Source organism: Serratia marcescens, from assembly GCF_006715005.1.
GTDB lineage: Bacteria > Pseudomonadota > Gammaproteobacteria > Enterobacterales > Enterobacteriaceae > Serratia > Serratia montpellierensis.
Map to the genome: position 1 here is coordinate 3,172,564 of NZ_VFMJ01000001.1, position 19,147 is coordinate 3,191,710.

The 19,147-nt window shown below is 60.8% G+C and carries 18 protein-coding genes; 1 reads left to right on the forward strand and 17 read right to left on the reverse strand.

Going from position 1 to position 19,147, the window contains the following annotated elements; all coding sequences use genetic code 11:
• Nucleotides 1-31: 31 nt before the first annotated feature.
• From sucA to sdhC, 5 genes are all read right to left on the reverse strand, one after another.
• The gene (gene sucA, locus FHU12_RS15340) at nucleotides 32-2,839 is read right to left on the reverse strand and encodes a 2-oxoglutarate dehydrogenase E1 component (protein ID WP_025301881.1); all 2,808 of its coding nucleotides are present in this window, start codon (nucleotides 2,837-2,839) and stop codon (nucleotides 32-34) included.
• A 275-nt stretch (nucleotides 2,840-3,114) separates the two neighbouring features.
• Entirely contained in the window at nucleotides 3,115-3,831 is a 717-nt protein-coding gene (locus FHU12_RS15345) for a succinate dehydrogenase iron-sulfur subunit (RefSeq protein ID WP_004939885.1), read from the reverse strand.
• 16 nt (nucleotides 3,832-3,847) lie between these two features.
• A complete protein-coding gene (gene sdhA / locus FHU12_RS15350) occupies nucleotides 3,848-5,614 on the reverse strand; it encodes a succinate dehydrogenase flavoprotein subunit (RefSeq protein ID WP_015376974.1) in 1,767 nt (588 codons plus the stop codon).
• Complete coding sequence (sdhD, locus tag FHU12_RS15355) at nucleotides 5,615-5,962, reverse strand: succinate dehydrogenase membrane anchor subunit (RefSeq protein WP_004939891.1); 348 nt, start codon at nucleotides 5,960-5,962, stop codon at nucleotides 5,615-5,617.
• Nucleotides 5,956-6,345, reverse strand: coding sequence for a succinate dehydrogenase cytochrome b556 subunit (sdhC, locus tag FHU12_RS15360; RefSeq protein ID WP_004939893.1), 390 nt, complete (start codon nucleotides 6,343-6,345; stop codon nucleotides 5,956-5,958). The genes sdhD and sdhC overlap by 7 nt, the downstream gene beginning before the upstream one ends.
• A gap of 730 nt (nucleotides 6,346-7,075) precedes the next feature.
• On the opposite strand from sdhC, the gene FHU12_RS15365 reads away from it, so the two are divergent.
• Nucleotides 7,076-8,368 (forward strand): citrate synthase, encoded by a 1,293-nt coding sequence (locus tag FHU12_RS15365; RefSeq protein WP_016928730.1) that lies wholly within the window; start codon nucleotides 7,076-7,078, stop codon nucleotides 8,366-8,368.
• Nucleotides 8,369-8,425: 57 nt separating this feature from the next.
• On the opposite strand, the gene nei is transcribed toward FHU12_RS15365, so the two are convergent.
• From nei to FHU12_RS15425, 12 genes are all read right to left on the reverse strand, one after another.
• Entirely contained in the window at nucleotides 8,426-9,217 is a 792-nt protein-coding gene (gene nei, locus FHU12_RS15370; RefSeq protein WP_141970369.1) for an endonuclease VIII, read from the reverse strand.
• A gap of 54 nt (nucleotides 9,218-9,271) precedes the next feature.
• Nucleotides 9,272-9,916: a pyroglutamyl-peptidase I gene (gene pcp, locus FHU12_RS15375; RefSeq protein WP_141970371.1), complete on the reverse strand. Its 645-nt coding sequence runs from the start codon at nucleotides 9,914-9,916 to the stop codon at nucleotides 9,272-9,274.
• A gap of 8 nt (nucleotides 9,917-9,924) precedes the next feature.
• The gene (locus FHU12_RS15380; RefSeq protein ID WP_048794597.1) at nucleotides 9,925-10,944 is read right to left on the reverse strand and encodes a DUF979 domain-containing protein; all 1,020 of its coding nucleotides are present in this window, start codon (nucleotides 10,942-10,944) and stop codon (nucleotides 9,925-9,927) included.
• Nucleotides 10,941-11,672 (reverse strand): DUF969 domain-containing protein, encoded by a 732-nt coding sequence (locus FHU12_RS15385; protein WP_016928734.1) that lies wholly within the window; start codon nucleotides 11,670-11,672, stop codon nucleotides 10,941-10,943. The genes FHU12_RS15380 and FHU12_RS15385 overlap by 4 nt, the downstream gene beginning before the upstream one ends.
• Nucleotides 11,673-11,735: 63 nt before the next feature.
• Entirely contained in the window at nucleotides 11,736-12,476 is a 741-nt protein-coding gene (gene pxpA, locus FHU12_RS15390; RefSeq protein WP_141970373.1) for a 5-oxoprolinase subunit PxpA, read from the reverse strand.
• Nucleotides 12,466-13,398 (reverse strand): 5-oxoprolinase subunit PxpC, encoded by a 933-nt coding sequence (gene pxpC / locus FHU12_RS15395; protein WP_141970375.1) that lies wholly within the window; start codon nucleotides 13,396-13,398, stop codon nucleotides 12,466-12,468. Before pxpC ends, pxpA begins: the two co-directional genes overlap by 11 nt.
• Entirely contained in the window at nucleotides 13,392-14,048 is a 657-nt protein-coding gene (gene pxpB / locus FHU12_RS15400) for a 5-oxoprolinase subunit PxpB (RefSeq protein ID WP_141970377.1), read from the reverse strand. Before pxpB ends, pxpC begins: the two co-directional genes overlap by 7 nt.
• Nucleotides 14,049-14,207: 159 nt before the next feature.
• Nucleotides 14,208-14,951 carry a type 2 GTP cyclohydrolase I gene (locus FHU12_RS15405; protein ID WP_047568877.1) on the reverse strand — a complete coding sequence of 248 codons (744 nt, stop codon included), beginning with the start codon at nucleotides 14,949-14,951 and terminating at the stop codon, nucleotides 14,208-14,210.
• Between the two features lie 18 nt (nucleotides 14,952-14,969).
• The gene (locus FHU12_RS15410; protein WP_141970379.1) at nucleotides 14,970-15,950 is read right to left on the reverse strand and encodes an MBL fold metallo-hydrolase; all 981 of its coding nucleotides are present in this window, start codon (nucleotides 15,948-15,950) and stop codon (nucleotides 14,970-14,972) included.
• A gap of 22 nt (nucleotides 15,951-15,972) precedes the next feature.
• Nucleotides 15,973-17,403, reverse strand: coding sequence for a deoxyribodipyrimidine photo-lyase (gene phrB, locus FHU12_RS15415; RefSeq protein WP_141970381.1), 1,431 nt, complete (start codon nucleotides 17,401-17,403; stop codon nucleotides 15,973-15,975).
• 15 nt (nucleotides 17,404-17,418) lie between these two features.
• The gene (locus FHU12_RS15420; protein WP_141970383.1) at nucleotides 17,419-18,375 is read right to left on the reverse strand and encodes a YbgA family protein; all 957 of its coding nucleotides are present in this window, start codon (nucleotides 18,373-18,375) and stop codon (nucleotides 17,419-17,421) included.
• A 142-nt stretch (nucleotides 18,376-18,517) separates the two neighbouring features.
• Nucleotides 18,518-18,727 (reverse strand): YbfA family protein, encoded by a 210-nt coding sequence (locus tag FHU12_RS15425; RefSeq protein WP_004939916.1) that lies wholly within the window; start codon nucleotides 18,725-18,727, stop codon nucleotides 18,518-18,520.
• Nucleotides 18,728-19,147: the final 420 nt, after the last annotated feature.

Genomic DNA, 19,147 nt, shown 5'->3' on the forward strand with positions numbered 1-19,147 from the left:
TGCCGGCCCTCGGCCGGCAAGCGAGCGAACATTAGTCAATATTCAGCGCGTCGTTCACCAGAGCCTGCTGCTGCTTCTGGTGTACGGACATATAGCCCACCGCCGGAGAGGCGGAGGCCGGACGTCCTGCGTAACGTAAAGAAGCCCCGAACGGCACCACTTCACGGAAGTTGTGTTGGCTGCAGTACCAGGCGCCCTGGTTCAGCGGCTCTTCCTGACACCAGACGAAATCATGCACGTGCGAGTATTGTTCCAGCACGGCCTGCACGGCCTGATGCGGGAACGGGTACAGCTGCTCGATACGCACGATGGCCACGTCTTTCTGCTCGTTCTTGCGACGCTGTTCCAGCAGGTCGTAGTAGACCTTGCCGGAACACAGCACGACGCGCTTGACCGCTTTCGGATCCAAGTCGTCGATCTCGCCGATCGCCGGCAGGAAGGTACCGTTGGCCAGTTCGTCCAGCGAAGAAATCGCCAGCGGGTGACGCAGCAGCGACTTCGGCGACATTACCACCAGCGGACGGCGCATACCGCGCAGCGCCTGACGACGCAGCATATGGTAAACCTGCGCCGGCGTGGACGGGACGCACACCTGCATGTTCTGCTCTGCGCACAGCTGCAGATAGCGTTCCAGACGCGCGGAAGAGTGCTCAGGGCCCTGGCCTTCATAGCCGTGCGGCAGCAGCATCACCAGGCCGCACATACGGCCCCATTTTTGCTCGCCGGAGCTGATGAACTGGTCGATAACGACCTGTGCGCCGTTGGCGAAGTCACCGAACTGCGCTTCCCAGATGGTCAGCGTGCGCGGTTCCGCCGTGGCGTAGCCGTATTCGAACGCCAGCACCGCCTCTTCAGACAGCACGGAGTCCCAGACCTTGAATTCGCCCTGACCGCTGTGGATGTTCGCCAGCGGAACGTAGACAGAACCGTTTTTCTGGTTGTGCACCACCGCGTGACGGTGGAAGAAGGTGCCGCGGCCGGCGTCTTCACCGGAGATGCGGATCGGGATGCCTTCATCCGCCATGGTCGCGTAAGCCAGCGTTTCGGCAGCGCCCCAGTCGAACGGCTTGTTGCCCGCCGCCATCTCGGCGCGGTCAGCGTAGATTTTCGCCACGCGCGACTGCATTTCGATCGCTTCCGGCACGGTGCTGATGCGGCGTGCCAGCTCCTGCAGGCGCTTCATCTCAACCTTGCTCGGGTACTCTTCGTCCCACTCGTGGTTCAGGTACGGTGACCAGGTGAAGGAGTGCAGATTCATCGGACGCCACTCTTCAACCACGCAATCGCCGCGGTCGAGCGCATCGCGGTACAGGTTGACCATTTCCGTGGCATCTTCCAGGCTGGCCACTTTCTGCTCGGTCAGAACGTCAGCGTAGATTTTGCGCGGCGTAGGGTGTTTCTTGATCTTCTGATACATCACCGGCTGGGTAGCGCTCGGCTCGTCGGCCTCGTTGTGCCCATGGCGACGGTAGCAGACCAGATCGATCATCACGTCACGCTTAAAGGTGTTACGGAAATCCAACGCCAGGCGGGTGACGAAAGCCACGGCCTCCGGATCGTCCGCGTTAACGTGGAAGATCGGCGACTGAACCATTTTGGCGATGTCGGTGCAGTATTCGGTAGAGCGCGCATCCAGCGGGTTGGAGGTGGTGAAACCAACCTGGTTGTTGATGACGATACGCACGGTACCGCCCACTTCGTAGCCGCGAGCCTGAGACATGTTCAGGGTTTCCTGAACCACGCCCTGGCCGGTGATGGCGGCGTCGCCGTGGATGGTGATCGGCAGCACCATGTTGCTGCGCGCTTCGTCCAGACGATCGCGACGGGCACGTACCGAGCCCATGACCACCGGGCTGACGATCTCCAGGTGCGACGGGTTGAACGCCAGCGCCAGGTGAACCATGCCGCCTTCGGTTTCCACATCGGAAGAGAAGCCCTGGTGATATTTCACGTCACCGGTGCCGAGGTGTTCTTTATGCTTGCCGGCGAATTCGTCGAACAGATCGGCCGGCTTTTTGCCCAGCACGTTGATCAGCACGTTCAGACGGCCGCGGTGGGCCATGCCCAACACCACTTCGCGCGTGCCGTTCTTACCGGCGTGGCGCACCATCTCTTTCAGCATCGGCACCAGCGCGTCGCCGCCTTCCAGCGAGAAGCGTTTGGCACCCGGGAATTTGGCGCCCAGGTAACGTTCCAGGCCTTCCGCCGCGGTCAGCTCGTTCAGGAAACGGCGTTTTTCGTCGGCGGTAAAGCTGGCGCGCCCCACCACCGACTCGATGCGCTGTTGGATCCAGCGTTTCTCTTCGGTGTTGGTGATGTGCATGTACTCAGCGCCGATCGACCCGCAATAGGTCTGCTTCAGCGCGGCGTACAGATCGCCCAGCTTCATGGTTTCTTTGCCGATGGCGAAAGAGCCCACGTTGAAGGTTTCCTGGAAATCGGCTTCGGTCAGGTTGTGGTAAGCGGGATCAAGGTCAGGAACTTGCTCGCGCTGCCACAGGCCGAGCGGATCGAGGTTGGCATGCTGATGCCCGCGGAAGCGGAAGGCGTTGATCAGCTGCAGTACCTTGACCTGTTTGGCGTCGGTTTCCGGATCGGTGATGGTGGTATTGTAGCGCGCGGAGTCTTTCGCCAGGCGGCGGAAGTAATCGCGCGTTTGAGAGTGAAGCTGATCGGGTTTGACACCCGCGGTTGGTAGCTGTTGAAAAATGGAACGCCAGCTATCTTCAACGGAACCCGGATCGGTTAAGAAGTCTTCATAGAGCTGCTCTATGTAAGACTGGTTCGCGCCCGCCAGATAGGAGGAATCCAGCCAGGCCTTCATTGCGCCGTTCTGCATCATGATCCCTTAAGCTTTGAAGCTTTAGTTTTCGCCGTGGTTAACATAATTACCGTGATGAATACGGTTTGCCGTAAAACGGTTCACTCGACGTACTTGCGGCCATGACGGCCCGATACGTTCTGTTATGGACCTTGCGGTCCCTTACAAGGAACCTCTAAAAACCGGCGGAAGAACCAGGCTGCATAGCGCCGCAGCCGCGGGTCAGTTTTTAGAGGTTCCCTCCCCTATGGGATGTGCGCCGGAAAAGAGCCCGGCGCAGCATCTCATTCCGTTTATGCGCCGCGTTGCAGCAGCATGGACTTGATATGCCCGATCGCACGCGTCGGGTTCAAGCCTTTAGGACATACACTGACACAATTCATAATGCTATGGCAGCGGAAAACACTAAAAGCGTCGTCCAGATCATCTAAACGTTCTTGCGTTTCCGTGTCACGGCTGTCGATCAGGAAGCGATACGCCGCCAACAGACCGGCAGGCCCGATGAACTTGTCCGGGTTCCACCAGAACGATGGGCAAGAGGTCGAGCAGCAGGCGCACAGAATGCACTCGTACAGACCGTCCAGCTTGGCGCGCTGCTCCGGCGACTGCAGGTGCTCGCGCGCCGGCGGGTTCTTGCCGTCGTTCAGCAGGTATGGCTTGATCTTTTCATACTGGGTATAGAACTGGCCCATATCCACCACCAGATCGCGCACCACCGGCAGGCCCGGCAGCGGACGGATCACGATCTTGCCGTTGCCTTTACGCAGCGACGAAATCGGGGTGATGCACGCCAGGCCGTTTTTACCGTTCATGTTCAGGCCATCGGAACCGCACACGCCTTCACGGCATGAGCGACGGAACGACAGGGTCGGGTCTTTTTCTTTCAGCTGGATCAACGCATCCAGCAGCATCATGTCGCGACCTTCTTCCGCTTCCAGGGTGTAATCCTGCATGTGCGGGGCGTCGTCGACATCCGGGTTGTAGCGATAAATGGAAAATTCGAGTTTCATCTGTCGATCTCCGCAATTAGTAAGAACGCACTTTCGGCGGGAATGCCGGGCGCAGCTTCGGTTGCATGTTCACTTCACGACGCGTCATGCTTTCCGATTGCGGCAGATACAGCGAATGGCACAGCCAGTTGGCGTCATCGCGTTCCGGGTAGTCGAAGCGGCTGTGTGCGCCACGGCTCTCGGTGCGGAAGTTGGCCGACACGGCGGTGGAATACGCGGTCTCCATCAGGTTATCCAACTCCAGGCATTCGATGCGCTGGGTGTTGAACTCGCTGGAGGTATCGTCCAGGCGTGCGTTCTTCAGACGTTCACGGATCACTTTCAGTTCTTCCAGGCCCTTGGCCATCGCATCGCCTTCGCGGAATACCGAGAAGTTGTGCTGCATGCAAGACTGCAGCGCTTTGCGAATTTCGACCGGGTCTTCGCCGGAACGGGTGTTGTTCCAACGGTTCAGACGGTCCAGCGAGGCTTCCACGTCGGAGTCGCTGGCGTCACGGCTCACGCCCTGCTCTTCCAGCGATTCCTGCAGGTGCATGCCGGCGGAACGGCCGAACACCACCAGGTCGAGCAGCGAGTTGCCGCCCAAGCGGTTGGCGCCGTGCACCGATACGCAGGCGATTTCGCCCACGGCGAACAGCCCCGGGATCACCACGTCTTCGCCTTTCTCGTTCACGGTCAGCGCCTGGCCGGTCACTTTGGTCGGAATGCCGCCCATCATATAGTGACAGGTTGGGATAACCGGGATCGGCTCTTTCACCGGATCGACGTGCGCGAAGGTGCGGGACAGTTCCAGGATGCCCGGCAGACGGGATTCCAGCACCTCTTTACCCAGGTGATCCAGCTTCAGCTTGGCATGCGGGCCCCAAGGACCGTCGCAGCCGCGGCCTTCGCGGATTTCGATCATGATCGAACGGGCAACCACGTCGCGGCCCGCCAGATCTTTGGCGTTCGGCGCATAACGCTCCATGAAGCGCTCGCCGTGTTTGTTCAGCAGGTAACCGCCTTCGCCGCGGCAGCCTTCGGTCACCAGCACGCCCGCGCCGGCGATGCCGGTCGGGTGGAACTGCCACATTTCCATGTCCTGCACCGGTACGCCGGCGCGCAGCGCCATGCCGACACCGTCGCCGGTGTTGATGTGGGCGTTGGTGGTGGACTGGTAAATACGGCCTGCGCCGCCGGTCGCCAGCACGGTGGCCTTGGCTTTGAAGTAAACCACTTCACCGGTTTCGATGCAGATAGCCGTGGTGCCGACCACCGCACCGTCCTGGTTTTTCACCAGATCAAGCGCATACCACTCGGAGAAGATGGTGGTGTGGTTTTTCAGGTTCTGTTGGTACAGGGTGTGCAGCAGCGCGTGGCCGGTACGGTCGGCTGCGGCTGCGGTACGCGCCGCCTGCTCGCCGCCGAAGTTCAGCGACTGGCCGCCGAACGGGCGCTGATAGATGCGGCCGTCGTCCAGACGAGAGAACGGCAGGCCCATGTGTTCCAGTTCCAGAATCGCTTCCGGGCCGGTTTTACACATATATTCGATGGCGTCCTGGTCACCGATATAGTCGGACCCTTTCACCGTGTCGTACATATGCCATTCCCAGTTGTCCTCGTGGCTGTTGCCCAGCGCGACGGTGATGCCGCCCTGTGCGGACACGGTATGGGAACGGGTCGGGAAAACTTTGGACAGCAGGGCACAGGTCGAGCCCGCTTGGGAAATTTGCAGCGCGGCACGCATACCCGCACCGCCGGCGCCGATTACGACGGCATCAAACTCTCTGACTGGCAGTTTCATTTAAGCACCCCACACTACGATTGTTCCGTACAGTAAATAGACCAGCAACGCGACCACGACAGCCAGCTGCAACACCAGGCGAACCGCCAGCGGCTTGACGTAGTCCGTCAGCACCTGCCACAGCCCGATCCAGGCGTGCACCAGAATCGACAGCAAGGTCAGCAGAGTGAACACTTTCGTAATGGAAGTGGCGAAGAAACCGCGCCAGATGTCATAAGTGAGTTCCGGAGCCGTGACGAAAAAGCCCAGGATATACAGGACGTACAGGGTGATGATGATCGCGGAAGCACGCAGCAGCAGCCAATCGTGCACGCCGTTGCGCCCTAATGCAGAAACGTTGTTTACCATACGAGGACTCCAGCCAGAACTGACAGCACGACGGTCAGACCGATCGCCACCTGGGCGGAACGGGTACCGGCGGCCAAACTCTCTTCGATGTAGCCAAAATCCATTAACAAGTGACGGATGCCACCGCAAATGTGATAGGCCAGCGCCGTAAGGATGCCCCAGAATATGAATTTGACGATGAAGCTATTCATGATGGCGGCCGCCTGCAGGAACCCCTCTTGGGAAGAGAGTGACAGGCCCAGCAGCCAGAGGAGGATACCCACGGCAACGAAGGTAATTACGCCAGAGACTCGGTGTAAGATAGACGCTATCGCAGTTACGGGGAACCGGATCGTTTGCAGATCCAAGTTGACAGGTCGTTGTTTTTTCACGTATTTGCCCACACAGCTCTTATTATTTTCCTTCCTCCGGGCCTGGGCGGGGATCAGACAGCGTTAAGAGCCTAAAACCCTTACACGTCACGCGCTCAAACATCAACATCCTCTGTGCTCAAACGGCGCGCATTTATAACGCTGGGTGCTCCTACTTCAGGGTAATCCGGAGACCTGGCGGCAGTATAGGAGGATCACATTCTGATTACAATTCTCATACAACCGCTTTGATAACATTTCCCCCGAACAGTGATTCAGATCACGGATTTCACAATTAGTGCAAAATTAATTATCTGATTTGACAAGAGATCAACATTTCCATTACATATAGGGGCACAAACGGTCCTATGATGCGCTACGGGTCAGCAGATACACTTCCCCCCGGGTTCGAGTTATGCAACAGTGTATTTGGCGAACCTATCCCAATAGCCGTTGTTTCCCGCTCGATTTTGCCGGCGTCAAAAAGCAAAGAAAGCAAATAAAAACAGTTTATTGGGATAGGTTCACATCTCTTCGAACAGCTCATAGGTAAGATTAACAGACTATAACGAATTACTATGAATCGTTAACAACTGGTCACCCGTCTCGTTCGCCTGGTCAGCACTCTGTACCCTACCCGCGCACAGTTGCGCAGTCGCTCACAGAGTTAGCGTCCGCACCATTTTTTTGCGGGCAACCTGCAGAGATTTAAGGTATTTCAGTTGTTAGTGGTTTTTAAAATAAGGCGCTAAGGAGACAGTAAATGACTGATAAGAAAGCGACGCTAACCATTAACGACAGCGAAGCTCCGATCGAACTGGGCGTATTGACACCGACACTGGGCCCTGATGTCCTCGATGTCCGCGCTCTGGGTTCCAAAGGTTATTTCACATTTGATCCCGGCTTTACCTCCACCGCTTCTTGCGAATCCAAGATTACCTTCATCGACGGCGACAAAGGCGTGCTGCTGCACCGCGGCTTCCCTATCGAGCAGCTGGCGAAAGAGTCTTCCTACCTGGAAGTGTGCTACATCCTGCTGTACGGCGAGACCCCAACGCCGGAAGAGTTCGAGACCTTCAAGACGACCGTAACCCGCCACACCATGATCCACGACCAGATCACCCATCTGTTCCGTGGTTTCCGTCGCGACTCGCACCCGATGGCGGTGCTGTGCGGCGTGACCGGCGCGCTGGCGGCGTTCTACCACGATGCGCTGGACGTCAACAACGAGCGTCACCGTGAAATCACCGCGTTCCGTCTGCTGTCCAAAATGCCGACCGTGGCCGCGATGTGCTACAAATACTCCCTGGGCCAGCCGTTCGTTTACCCGCGCAACGATCTGTCCTATGCCGGCAACTTCCTGCACATGATGTTCGCCACCCCGTGCGAAGAATACGTGGTGAACCCGGTGCTGGAACGCGCCATGGATCGCATCCTGATCCTGCACGCCGACCATGAGCAGAACGCCTCTACCTCAACCGTGCGCACCGCCGGCTCTTCCGGCGCCAACCCGTTCGCCTGCATCGCGGCCGGTATCGCCTCCCTGTGGGGACCGGCGCACGGCGGCGCCAACGAAGCGGCGCTGAAAATGCTGGAAGAGATCAAGACCGTCGAGCACATTCCGGAATTCATCAAGCGCGCCAAGGACAAGAACGACTCCTTCCGCCTGATGGGCTTCGGCCACCGTGTGTACAAGAACTACGATCCGCGCGCTACCGTGATGCGCGAAACCTGTCACGAAGTGCTGAAAGAGCTGAACAAGAAAGACGACAACCTGCTGCAGGTCGCGATGGAGCTGGAACACATCGCGCTGAACGACCCGTACTTCATCGAGAAGAAACTGTACCCGAACGTCGACTTCTACTCCGGCATCATCCTGAAGGCAATGGGCATTCCTTCTTCCATGTTCACCGTGATCTTCGCCATCGCGCGCACCATCGGCTGGATCGCCCACTGGAACGAAATGCACGACGAAGGCATCAAAATTGCCCGTCCGCGTCAGCTGTACACCGGCTATGCCGAACGCGATTTCAAATCCCAGCTGAAAAACAAGTAAGCCGTTTATCCGGCTGAAACCGCACAGCGCCGCCCCTTCGGGCGGCGTTTTTTTTAGCTATTTCTGGCAGCCCGGGCACCAATAAAACGGCCGCGACGACAGCTCGGTGCGCACGATCATCCCACCACAGCGTTCGCAGGGCTCGCCGCTGCGATGAAATACCTTGAAGCGAAACAGCGCGCCGTGATGACGGTTGTCATCCGCCTGCCCGCGCGTCTGGTAGGAAAGGCGCGGCACTGCCAGCAATGCCTCCGCCAGGTGGCGCAGCGCCTCTGGCATCAGATCCTGCGGTTTGTGCGGCGGCGCCAGTTCGGCCTGCCACAGGATTTCGGCGCGCAGATAATTGCCCAATCCGGCGAGAAACGCCTGGTCGAGCAGCATGCCGCCCAGCTGCCTGCGGCGAAAACGCGGCGTCAGCAACCGCTCCGCCACATCGTCTACCGTCAGCGACATGTCCAACACGTCAGGGCCGATGCGTTGCAAAAACGGGTGTTGTTCTATTTCCTCGCGCGGCCCGACGGTAATGTCGGAAGCGCTGTAGAGCAATATCGCGCTGCGGGCGGTTTCCAGCCGCACCCGCAGATCGCGCTTGGTCTCCGGCGTCTCCCCGGCCGCCGCCACTTTCCACACGCCGTACAACTGGTTGTGGCTGTACATCGTCAGCCCATTGGAGAAATGGGTCAGCAGCGCCTTGCCGCGCGGCTCGATAGCGACGATGCGCTCGCCGAGCAGACGCTGGCGATAGTGTTTCAGCTGAGGAAAAGCGAAATCGACGGCGGTCAGCGGCTGATCGATCACCGCCGCCGCCAGTTTGTCCGCCGCCCGGCGAATCTCCGGTCCTTCCGGCATAGACCACTCCTTGCGTAGACCCGGCGCAGCCCGATGCGCCGGGGATTCTCTTGATTAATGCGTCGCGCCGCCCACCACTTTCAGATCGTGTTCCACCTGCAAAGCGATGGAAACGGCCAGCTCCAGCGCAAACAGCACCGTCGAAGCCGCCATGCTCGGCGCACCGGGGTGCGCCGCCGCCTGCTCCGGCAGGTACGGAATATGAATAAACCCGCCCTTCACCTCGCGCTGGCCGCTCAAACGGTGCAGCAGCCCATACATGACATGGTTGCACACGTAGGTGCCGGCAGTCTGCGAAACGGCGGCCGGAATGCCGGCCTCGCGCATCGAACTGACCATCGCTTTAATCGGCAAGGTGCTGAAATAGGCCGCCGGGCCGCCGGCGACGATCGGCTCGTCCACCGGCTGCTGCCCCTGATTGTCGGGAATGCGCGCGTCGTCGACGTTGATCGCCACCCGTTCAATCGTGATATCGGTGCGGCCGCCGGCCTGGCCGATAGCCAACACCATCACCGGCTGCACCTCGTCGATCGCCGCATTGAGCGCCTCCAGCGCCGCGCCGAACACGCACGGCAGCTGGCGCGCCACGATGCGCGTGCCGACCAGCTCCATATCATTAAGCTGCTTCACCACTTCCCAGGAGGGGTTAAGGCGCTCGCCGCCAAACGGCTCAAAGCCGGTAATCAATACGTTTTGCATCCTTACTCCTACAGGAACATCAGGAAATACAGCAGGAACACGTTAACCAACAGCAGCAGCACGCCGGTCGGCACCTGCGCCTTGATCACCGCATTCTTGTCCGGCAGCTCCAGCAGCGCCGCCGGCACAATGTTGAAGTTCGCCGCCATCGGCGTCATCAGGGTGCCGCAATAGCCGGAGAACATGCCGATCGCCGCCATCACCGCCGGGTTGCCGCCGTGCTGCAACACCAGGATCGGAATGCCGATGCCGGCGGTAACGATCGGGAAAGCGGCGAAGGCGTTGCCCATCACCATGGTCAGCACCGCCATACCGATAGCGTAGACCGCCACGGCGATAAAGCGGTTATCGACCGCCAGATACTCCTGGGTCAAATGCGAGATCGCAGTGCCAACGCCGGCGACGGTAAACAGCAGACCCAGCGTGGCGAGGATCTGCGGCAGAATGAACGCCCAGCCGATCGAATCCAGCAGGCGCCGCGCTTCCTGCACCGGCTGCAACGCCTTCTCATGGGTCATTTTCACCGCGATCGCCAGGCCAATCAGGCAGCCGACGGTCATCGAGAACAGCGTGATCAGCGTCGCGTGGTTACCGCTGCCGAACACCGCGCTTTGCAACGCCGGAATGTTGTTGAACAGCAGCACGCCGATCACCGTCACCACCGGGATCGCCAGTGCGGGGATAAACAGCTTGTTGCCCAAACGCTTGGCGCTGGCCTCGCGCTCCTGCGGCGTTCGCTGATGATAGCTGCCGAGGCGCACGCCGCCGAAGCCGGCGATCAGGGCCATCACCACCACCACCCCGCCAACGATGATATGCAGCATGCGTTTCTCGTTACTGCCCTCGCCCAGTACGTCGCCCAGCAGGCGGTAAGTCCAGTCGCCGACCAGGAATACCAGGCCGTACAACCCCCAAAACAGCCCGGTGGTGATGCGGCGCGGGTTGGCGCGATCGCGGAAGGACATCACCGCCACAATCAGCAGCACCGCGCCGGCCAGCCAGTAGAGATATTGTTGCTGGAAGTTCATCGTGCCTCCCCCTTCGCCTGCAGCGCCGCCTGATTCAGCTGCGCCAGTTCGGCGCTCAGCTGTTTATCCATCCGATACAGCCGGAACGCGTGGATCAGGAAAGCGAAAATCGCGGTCGGAATGCCCCACAGCGCGATATGCAGCGGCTCGGTCTGGATACCGCCCGATTCCAGCATAAAGTTGTGCATGAAGATGATCGCGCCGAAGGCCACGAAGATATCTTCGCCGAAGAACAGCCCGACGTTGTCGGTCGCGGCCGACATGGCGCGCAGGCGGTGGCGGGTACGCTCCGGCAGCTCACCGTAGCGATTTTCCGTTGCCCCTTCCGCCATCGGCGCCAGCAGCGGCCGCACCATCTGCGGATGCCCGCCCAGGCTGGTCAGCCCCATCGCCGCGGTAATCTCGCGCACGAACAGGTACACGATCAGCAAACGGCCGGCGGTGGCGCTTTTGATCTTGGCGATCCACGCCTGCGCACGCTCTTTCAGCCCGTGGCGCTCCAGCAGGCCGATCACCGCCAGCGGCAGCAGCAGGATCAGCGGCAGGTTACGGGTGTTGAGAAAGCCCTCGCCGAGCTTTTCCAGAATGACGTCCAGCGGCATCAGCGCCGCCAAACCGGTGATGATACCGGCGGCGATCACCACCAGCACCGGGTTGAAACGCAATACAAATCCGACCACGATGGCGGCGATGCCGATCAGTGGCCAGAGATTCACGGCCTGTTCCATAGTCTTCCCTCGATATTTTCTAATAGTTTTTTGCTTGTGATGTTGTGTCTTGCTTTATTGCTTTTACTGCTCCGCGCTGACGCGGATGCCCTGCTGAACAAAACTGTCCCGCAGCTTGCGCGCATACGCCAGCGCATGATCGCCGTCCCCGTGCAGGCAGACGGTTTCCGCCTGAACGGCGGCCCAGACGCCATCCACGCTGCGCACCCGGTGGTGGCGCACCATCTCCAGGGTTTGCGCCAGCGCGTGTTCGTCGTCCTCGATAAGCGCCCCCGGCAAACCGCGCGGCACCAGCGTGCCGTCGGCCTGATAGCCGCGATCGGCGAACACCTCTTGCCGAGTGGTCAGGCCGAGTTTTTCCCCGGCGCGGATCAGCTCGCTCCCGGCCAGCCCCACCAGCCGCAGCGCCGGATCGACCGCCTGCACCGCCCGGGCGATCGCTTCCGCCAGCGCCGGTTCAACCGCCGCCTGGTTATACAGCATGCCGTGCGGCTTGACGTGCACCATCACCCCACCCTCGGCGCGGGCGATGGCCGCCAGCGCCCCGAGCTGATACACCACCTGCGCGTACACCGTTTCCGGCGGCAGCTGCATGCGGGTGCGGCCGAAGTTCTCCCGATCGGGAAAACTCGGGTGGGCGCCGATCGCCACGCCGTACTGCAATGCCCAGCGCACCGATTGACGCATGGTCTGCGCATCGCCGGCGTGGAAGCCGCAGGCGATGTTGGCCGAGCTCACCAATTGCAACAGCGCCTGATCGTTGGCGCAGCCTTCGCCGAGATCGGCGTTCAAATCAACGATCATGTAACCCCCAGGCAATCTGTCGAAGGAAGAGATCCTGCTCGGCTTTGGCGCGCTGCGCCTCCGTCAGTGAGCAGAGAACGAAGTGGATCGGTTCGCCGAGACGGATCTGCGCCAAGTGGTAGAGATCGGCTTCGATCACGCAGGCGATACGCGGGTAACCGCCGGTGGTTTGCGCGTCGGCCATCAACACGATCGGCTGGCCGTTGTGCGGCACCTGCACCACACCGGGCAGCAGGCCGTGCGACAGCATCTCGCGGTCGGTGGTGCGCTCCAGTGGCGTACCGCCGTGCAAGCGGTAGCCCATGCGGTTGCTCTGCGGGCTGAGCTGCCAGGCGGTGCGCCAAAACGTATCCTGCGCCTCTTCGCTGAATTCGGCGTACTCCGGCCCCGGCAGCGCGCGGATGCGGTTGGTGAACAGCAGCTGTTTCACGCCGCAGCGATGTTGCGGTTGAGCGGCCGATTTGCCCAACGGCAGCCGATCGCCGTCTTTCAGATTACGGCCTTCGTGGCCGCCAAAGGCGGCTTTCATGTCGGTGCTGCACGAGCCCAGCATTTCCGGCACGGCGATACCGCCCGAGATCGCCAGGTAGCTGCGCATGCCGCGTTTCGGCGTGCCCAGCACCAGCCGCTGCCCCTTTTTCACCGGGTAGCGCCAGCCGGTCCACAGCGGCTTGCCGTCCAGTTGCGCGTCGCAGCCGGCGCCGGTCAGGGCGATCCAGCCAGGGCGGGTAAACTCGGCGCTGAACTGGCCGAGGGTGATCTCCAGCCCGGCGGCCTCAGGCGCATTGCCCACCAGCAGGTTGGCGATCTTCAGCGCCGGTTGATCCAGTGCCCCGCCGGTGCTGATGCCCAGGCGGCGGAATCCCTCGCGGCCCAAATCCTGCACCGTGGTATAGATGCCGGCACGCAGAATAATCAGCATACGCCCTCCTTCTGCGGCACGAAGCGCACGTTATCGCCCGGGCGCAACAGCGTCGGCGGCATTTCATGCGGATTGAACAGCGCCAGTCGCGTGCGGCCAATCAGCTGCCAGCCGCCGGGCGTCACCAGCGGATAGATGCCGGTCTGGCCGCCGCCGATGCCGACGGAGCCGGCCGCCACCGCCAGACGCGGCTCAGCGCGGCGCGGCGTCGCCAGTTGTTCCGGCATGCCGCCCAAATAGGAGAAGCCCGGCTGAAAGCCGAGGAAATAGACCACGTAGGCCGCCGCCGCGTGGCATTCCACCACCTGCCGCGGCGTCATGCCGGTATGGCGCGCCACGTCATCCAGATCGGGGCCTTGCTCCCCGCCGTAGACCACCGGAATATCCACCTGGCGCGATTCCGGCGTCAGGCTCTCTTTGCTTTCCCAACCTTGCTGCAGCAATGCGAGCATCGCTTCGGCGTCGGCCTGCGGCGTATGCAGCAACAGCGTCAGGTTATTCATCCCCGGCACCACTTCCCGCACGTCGGGGTGGTGATTCAGCTTTTCCGCCAGCGCCCAGATGCGCTGCTGGCTCGGTAAGGTCACCGGCGGCGACAGTTCAAGCACTACCGCTCTCTCACCCAACAGGTAATAACGTGCTTGTTGCACCCTTATTCTCCTTATTATTATCGCGATGAAAAACACACCAGTTATGCGTGACGCGGCCCCGGCTGTCAATAGAACGCAACCATAAGGAAAATAAGGAAATAGCGCGATAAAAGGATTCAGCCGGCGCACAGGCCGGGCTGGATCCGGGGAAGAAAAAAATCAGGCGGGATTCGGGATATCGATAAAGGTCACATCAAAGCCGTGGTGCTGGGCCAGCCAGTCCCCCAACGCTTTCACGCCGCCGCGCTCGGTGGCGTGGTGACCGGCGGCGAAGAAATGTACGCCCATTTCGCGCGCGCTGTGAATGGTCTGCTCAGACACTTCACCGCTGATGAACGCATCGACGCCGAAACGCGCCGCGCTGTCGATAAAGCCCTGACCGCCGCCGGTGCACCAGGCCACCCGGCGAATGTGCTCAGGCGCGTTATCACCGCAGTGCAGCACCGCGCGCCCCAGCCGATTTTCGATACGCTGCTGCAGCGCTTCGCCGGTCAGCGGCTGTTCAAATTCGCCGTGCGGCACCAGCGGCTCAACGTCGCCAATCACCCGAATGCCCAGCGCCTGCGCCAGCTGCGCGTTGTTGCCCAGCACCGGATGCGCGTCCAGCGGCAGGTGGTAGCCGTACAGGTTGATATCGTGGGTCAGCAGCGTTTTCAGGCGATTGCGCTTCATGCCGCGCACCGCCGGCGCCTCGTTTTTCCAGAAATAGCCGTGGTGCACGATAATCGCGTCGGCCTGATGCGCCACCGCGGCGTCCAGCAGCGCCTGACAGGCGGTGACGCCGGTCACGATGCGCTGCACGTGTGGGCGGCCTTCTACCTGCAATCCGTTGGGGGCGTAGTCCTGAAACGCCGCGGCGTTCAGTTCCGTGTTGATCAGTTGTTCCAGATCGAGGTTACGCATTCTCTTCTCTCTTCATAGTCAAAATGTCTGCCGGTCGCCCTGCGCCATCAGGATGAATTTCACGCCCAGATCGTTGCCCTGCGCCAGCTGTTGCGCAATGGTGGCGCGCGTGTCTTCGCCCTGCTTCAGGCTGGGCTTGATGTGGCTGATCACCACCGGCAAACCGTTCAGCGAGCCATCGCCGCCGCTGTACTGCGTCAGGTTCTTCAGCTCCTTCAGCAGCCAGGCCGGCGTCAAATGGCCGTACAGATGTTTATCCTCCACCCCGTTGGGGTACGAGGTTTCGATAATCATACCTTTGAGCTTTTTCTGCTCGACAAGCGGCCCCAGCGTGCGCCAGACGGTATCGAGATCGCGTGACTGCTCCACCTTATCCGGCCCGGTATCGCCGAAGTAGGCAAAGAACTCGCTGCCGTTGGAAATCAGCAGCATCGACGACGGGTAGCGATCGTGGCTGAGCGGGTACATCACGCCGGTCAACCCGGTCAGGCCAAGGGTAAACCGCTGCTGCGGCCGCACCGTTTGCAGCCGGTAGGTGCCCAACCGCGAGCCGTTACCGGCGTCGGTAAAGTTCGGCCAGGCCTTCCAGTTGAAGTAGTGATTACGCAGGGTCAGCACGGTGTCCGCCTGGGCGTAAACGGTTTTTTTATTGTCCTCGGGCGAGCCGACGATCAGCCCCGCCACGTGGTCCAGATGGCCGTGGCTGATAAAGTAACTGCCGATCAACTGCCGGAACACATAGCCCTGCGGCGTGTAAGGCGCGGCCAGCTCGGGCGTCACCTGCGGGAAGCTGCCCTTCTCCAGCCCTTTGGCGATGCCCGGCAGCAGTGAACCGGCGTCCAGCGCCACATAATGCGGCTGATTGTCGCTGCGGATCAGGTAGGAAGTCAGGTTGCCGTCGCTGACGCCGCCGTCGACGCCCAGCGCCACCACGTCAAAGCCGGCGATCGCCAGCGCGGAATAGCCGCTCAGACACAGGGCCAGCACCTTTTTCATCATTACGTCGCTCCTTGCAGTTGCCTCAAGACTCTCCCCGTTTTGCCGCCTCGAACGCCGCCAGCGTCTCTACACGCGCTTGCTTGTGATCGACGATCGGCAGCGGATAGTTCAGCGGGCATCGCTGCTTTTCCGCCCAGCGATGGGGATGATGGATGTCATTGTCGGGCACATCCGCCAGTTCCGGCAACCATTTACGGATAAAAGTGCCTTGTGGATCAAAACGTTCACCCTGGGTGGTCGGGTTGAAGATGCGGAAATACGGCGCGGCGTCGGTGCCGGTGGAGGCCGCCCACTGCCAGCCGCCGTTGTTGGCCGCCAGATCCCCGTCCAGCAATTGCGACATGAAATAGCGCTCCCCGGCGCGCCAGTCGATCAGCAGATCTTTCACCAGAAAACTGGCGCTGATCATGCGCAGCCGGTTGTGCATCCAGCCGGTGGCATTCAGTTGGCGCATGGCGGCATCGACGATCGGATAGCCGGTTTCGCCCCGCTGCCAGGCCTGCAGCTTCGCCGCGTCATCGCACCAGCTCACCTTGTCCGTCCAGGCGATAAACGGCCGATGGCGACACAGCTCGGGATAGGCCACCAGCAGATGGCGGTAGAACTCGCGCCAAATCAGCTCGTTCAGCCAGGCGAAAGCGCCGCTCTCGCGATCTTCCAGCAGCTGCGGGCATTCGGCGCGCAGGCGGTTGAAGCACTGGCGCGGCGACAGCGCACCGATCGCCAGATAGGGCGACAGACTGCTGGTGCCGGCGAGGGCGGGCAGATCGCGCTGCCGGAGGTAATCCTGCACCTGCTCGCGGCAAAAGGCGCGCAGCCGCTGCAGCGCGGCCTCCTCACCGGCGGGATAGCCATCCCCGATGTCTGCCGTGGGATAATCGAACGCCGCCGGCATCTCAGGCATGGGTAACGCGCCACCGGCGCGGGTCTGCGGCGCCGGCAGGCAGCTCACGTCGGACTCGGTCAGGCGCTGAAGAAAGGCGTTGCGAAACGGCGTATAGACCTTGTACATCTCGCCGCCGCCGGTGAGCACGCTGCCCGGCGGCAACAGCAGGCTGTCATCGAAACCGTGGCACCTCACCCGCTCGCTCAACCGCTGTTCCAGCCGCGCATCGCGCCGCCGTTCGTTCAGTTCGTACTGGCGATTGTAAAACAGCGCATCCACCTGCTCCCGCTCGCAATAGTCCGCCAGCCAGTCGATCGACGCGGCAAAGTCCGCACAGGCATGGCAATGCAGCGCAATGCCCTTTTGCGCCAGCGCCTGCTGCACCGCCTCCAGGCTGGCGTGGATCAGCGCCGCCTGTCGCGGCGCCATCTCATGTTGCCGCCACTGCTGCGGCGTGGCGATAAACACCGCCAGCACCCGGGCTTCGGGATCGCTGCAGGCGGCGTGCAGGGCTTTGTTGTCGGTGATACGCAGATCGTTACGCAACCAGACCAGATGCGTGGTCATAAAACTCCTTGTCAATCAATGGCCGTAACGCAAACGCAGCGCCTCCGGGTAAGGTTCGAAATAGCGTTGTTCCGCCAGATAGCGATCGGGGTATTCCGCCATGTAATGCTTGAGCAGCGCGATCGGTGCCAGCAGCGGCTGCATGCCCTGCCGGTAGCGGTCGATCAGGTGCGCCAGCTCCTGGCGCTGCGTCGCGCTGAGCTGACGGCGGAAATAGCCCTGCACATGCATCAACACGTTGGTGTGGTTGCGCCGCGTCGCCTTGTGCGCCAACAGCGCCATCAGGCGGCTGCGGTATTCCACGGCGAAGGCCTCCAGCGAGTCCCAGCGGTGAATATCGGCGACGAAGCGCCCCAGCTCGCGATACGCCGGCTGCGAATGCGCCAGCAGCGACAGCTTGTAGCGGCTGTGAAACGCGATCAGCCCGCCGCGGGTCAGCCCCTGACGCCACAGCATGTTCAGCTCGTACAGCGCGTATACCCGTTCAATGAAGTTTTCCCGCAGTGCCGCGTCCTGCAATCGTCCGTCTTCTTCCACCGGCAGCCACGGCATCTGGCGCAGCAGTTCGGCGGTAAACAGCCCGACGCCGTTTTTACGCGAGTCCTTGCCGTTTTCGCTGTAGACCCGCACCCGCTCCAGGCCGCAGCTCGGTGACTTGGCGCAGACGATGTACCCGCAAAGATGCTGCAAGGCCGCCACGCGCTGCGCGGAGAAGCCGCGCATCTCCTCGGTCAGATCCACGCCGGCGTCGTTGCTGTAGCGCATCGCCGGCCACGGCTGCGCCTGTTTCACCAGGCGCAGCGCCGGGCGCGGCGTAGGCAGCCCGATCGCCATTTCCGGGCAAACGGGCTCAAAGCGCACATAGGGCGCCAACTGTTCCACCGCAAAGGCCAGCCGCTTGTGGCCGCCGTCGAAACGCACCGTCTCGCCCAGTAAACAGGCGCTGATGCCGATAGGGATCTTGTCGCTCATACCGCTCTCCCATGTTGTTGGCCGATGAGGAAAGTGTAGAAGAATGGCTTGCCGAATACGACCTTGCGCTTGATAGGGGCGGCCAGAGGCATAAAAAAACCCCCGCCGCAGGGCGAGGGTTTTTTCGTGAATCGGCAGCGACTCAGTAGAAATCGCAGGACGCCAGTTCCGCCTGCTGCAGCCAGACCGGCTTATCGCTGGTTTTTGACCAGACGCGGTGCAGGTAGCTGTAAAAACGCCCGCGATCGCTGCGGAACAGCATCACCGGCAGGGCCAAAATGCCCGCGATAACCACTGCGCTGCGGCGCAGGAGAATCCGATGCAATGAATAAGCGTGATAGGTAGTAGACATGCGAACCTCCTTAAAAACGCCTGCCGTTGATTTGTCAGGGAAAACGGCGTCGGCGTATCAAATGAACAATCGGTAATTTGGTAACTGAGCAAAATTTTAGCGCACTTGATGAAAGTTTACTACTCATCCGACCACTAAATCGCACAAAAAATCGCTAATCGCCGCAACGATTCGTAATTTTGTTACAACCAGGTTAATTTTTAACTTACCATTGGTTACATTGTGGTTATTATCCGGTTCGTTATTTCCCGCTTACGTGCGTTCTCCCTGCCCCATCGGGGGCAACCTCGCTACCGCCCTGATGGTTGAAATGCTGAATTTCCGCTGAAATTTCAGCCATTTTTATACTTTTTTTACACCCGCCCGCGCGATTTTTTCATCTTCTTTCTACCTCGCTCCCTACACTGCCTCTATCAAAAA

What these genes read in the sequence shown, in the direction of transcription:
- sucA (WP_025301881.1), bottom strand. Translation starts at nt 2,839, where the DNA reads ATGCAGAACGGCGCAATGAAGGCCTGGCTGGATTCCTCCTATCTGGCG.
- FHU12_RS15345 (WP_004939885.1), bottom strand. Translation starts at nt 3,831, where the DNA reads ATGAAACTCGAATTTTCCATTTATCGCTACAACCCGGATGTCGACGAC.
- sdhA (WP_015376974.1), bottom strand. Translation starts at nt 5,614, where the DNA reads ATGAAACTGCCAGTCAGAGAGTTTGATGCCGTCGTAATCGGCGCCGGC.
- sdhD (WP_004939891.1), bottom strand. Translation starts at nt 5,962, where the DNA reads ATGGTAAACAACGTTTCTGCATTAGGGCGCAACGGCGTGCACGATTGG.
- FHU12_RS15365 (WP_016928730.1), top strand. Translation starts at nt 7,076, where the DNA reads ATGACTGATAAGAAAGCGACGCTAACCATTAACGACAGCGAAGCTCCG.
- nei (WP_141970369.1), bottom strand. Translation starts at nt 9,217, where the DNA reads ATGCCGGAAGGACCGGAGATTCGCCGGGCGGCGGACAAACTGGCGGCG.
- pcp (WP_141970371.1), bottom strand. Translation starts at nt 9,916, where the DNA reads ATGCAAAACGTATTGATTACCGGCTTTGAGCCGTTTGGCGGCGAGCGC.
- FHU12_RS15380 (WP_048794597.1), bottom strand. Translation starts at nt 10,944, where the DNA reads ATGAACTTCCAGCAACAATATCTCTACTGGCTGGCCGGCGCGGTGCTG.
- FHU12_RS15385 (WP_016928734.1), bottom strand. Translation starts at nt 11,672, where the DNA reads ATGGAACAGGCCGTGAATCTCTGGCCACTGATCGGCATCGCCGCCATC.
- pxpA (WP_141970373.1), bottom strand. Translation starts at nt 12,476, where the DNA reads ATGATCGTTGATTTGAACGCCGATCTCGGCGAAGGCTGCGCCAACGAT.
- pxpC (WP_141970375.1), bottom strand. Translation starts at nt 13,398, where the DNA reads ATGCTGATTATTCTGCGTGCCGGCATCTATACCACGGTGCAGGATTTG.
- FHU12_RS15405 (WP_047568877.1), bottom strand. Translation starts at nt 14,951, where the DNA reads ATGCGTAACCTCGATCTGGAACAACTGATCAACACGGAACTGAACGCC.
- FHU12_RS15410 (WP_141970379.1), bottom strand. Translation starts at nt 15,950, where the DNA reads ATGATGAAAAAGGTGCTGGCCCTGTGTCTGAGCGGCTATTCCGCGCTG.
- phrB (WP_141970381.1), bottom strand. Translation starts at nt 17,403, where the DNA reads ATGACCACGCATCTGGTCTGGTTGCGTAACGATCTGCGTATCACCGAC.
- FHU12_RS15420 (WP_141970383.1), bottom strand. Translation starts at nt 18,375, where the DNA reads ATGAGCGACAAGATCCCTATCGGCATCAGCGCCTGTTTACTGGGCGAG.
- FHU12_RS15425 (WP_004939916.1), bottom strand. Translation starts at nt 18,727, where the DNA reads ATGTCTACTACCTATCACGCTTATTCATTGCATCGGATTCTCCTGCGC.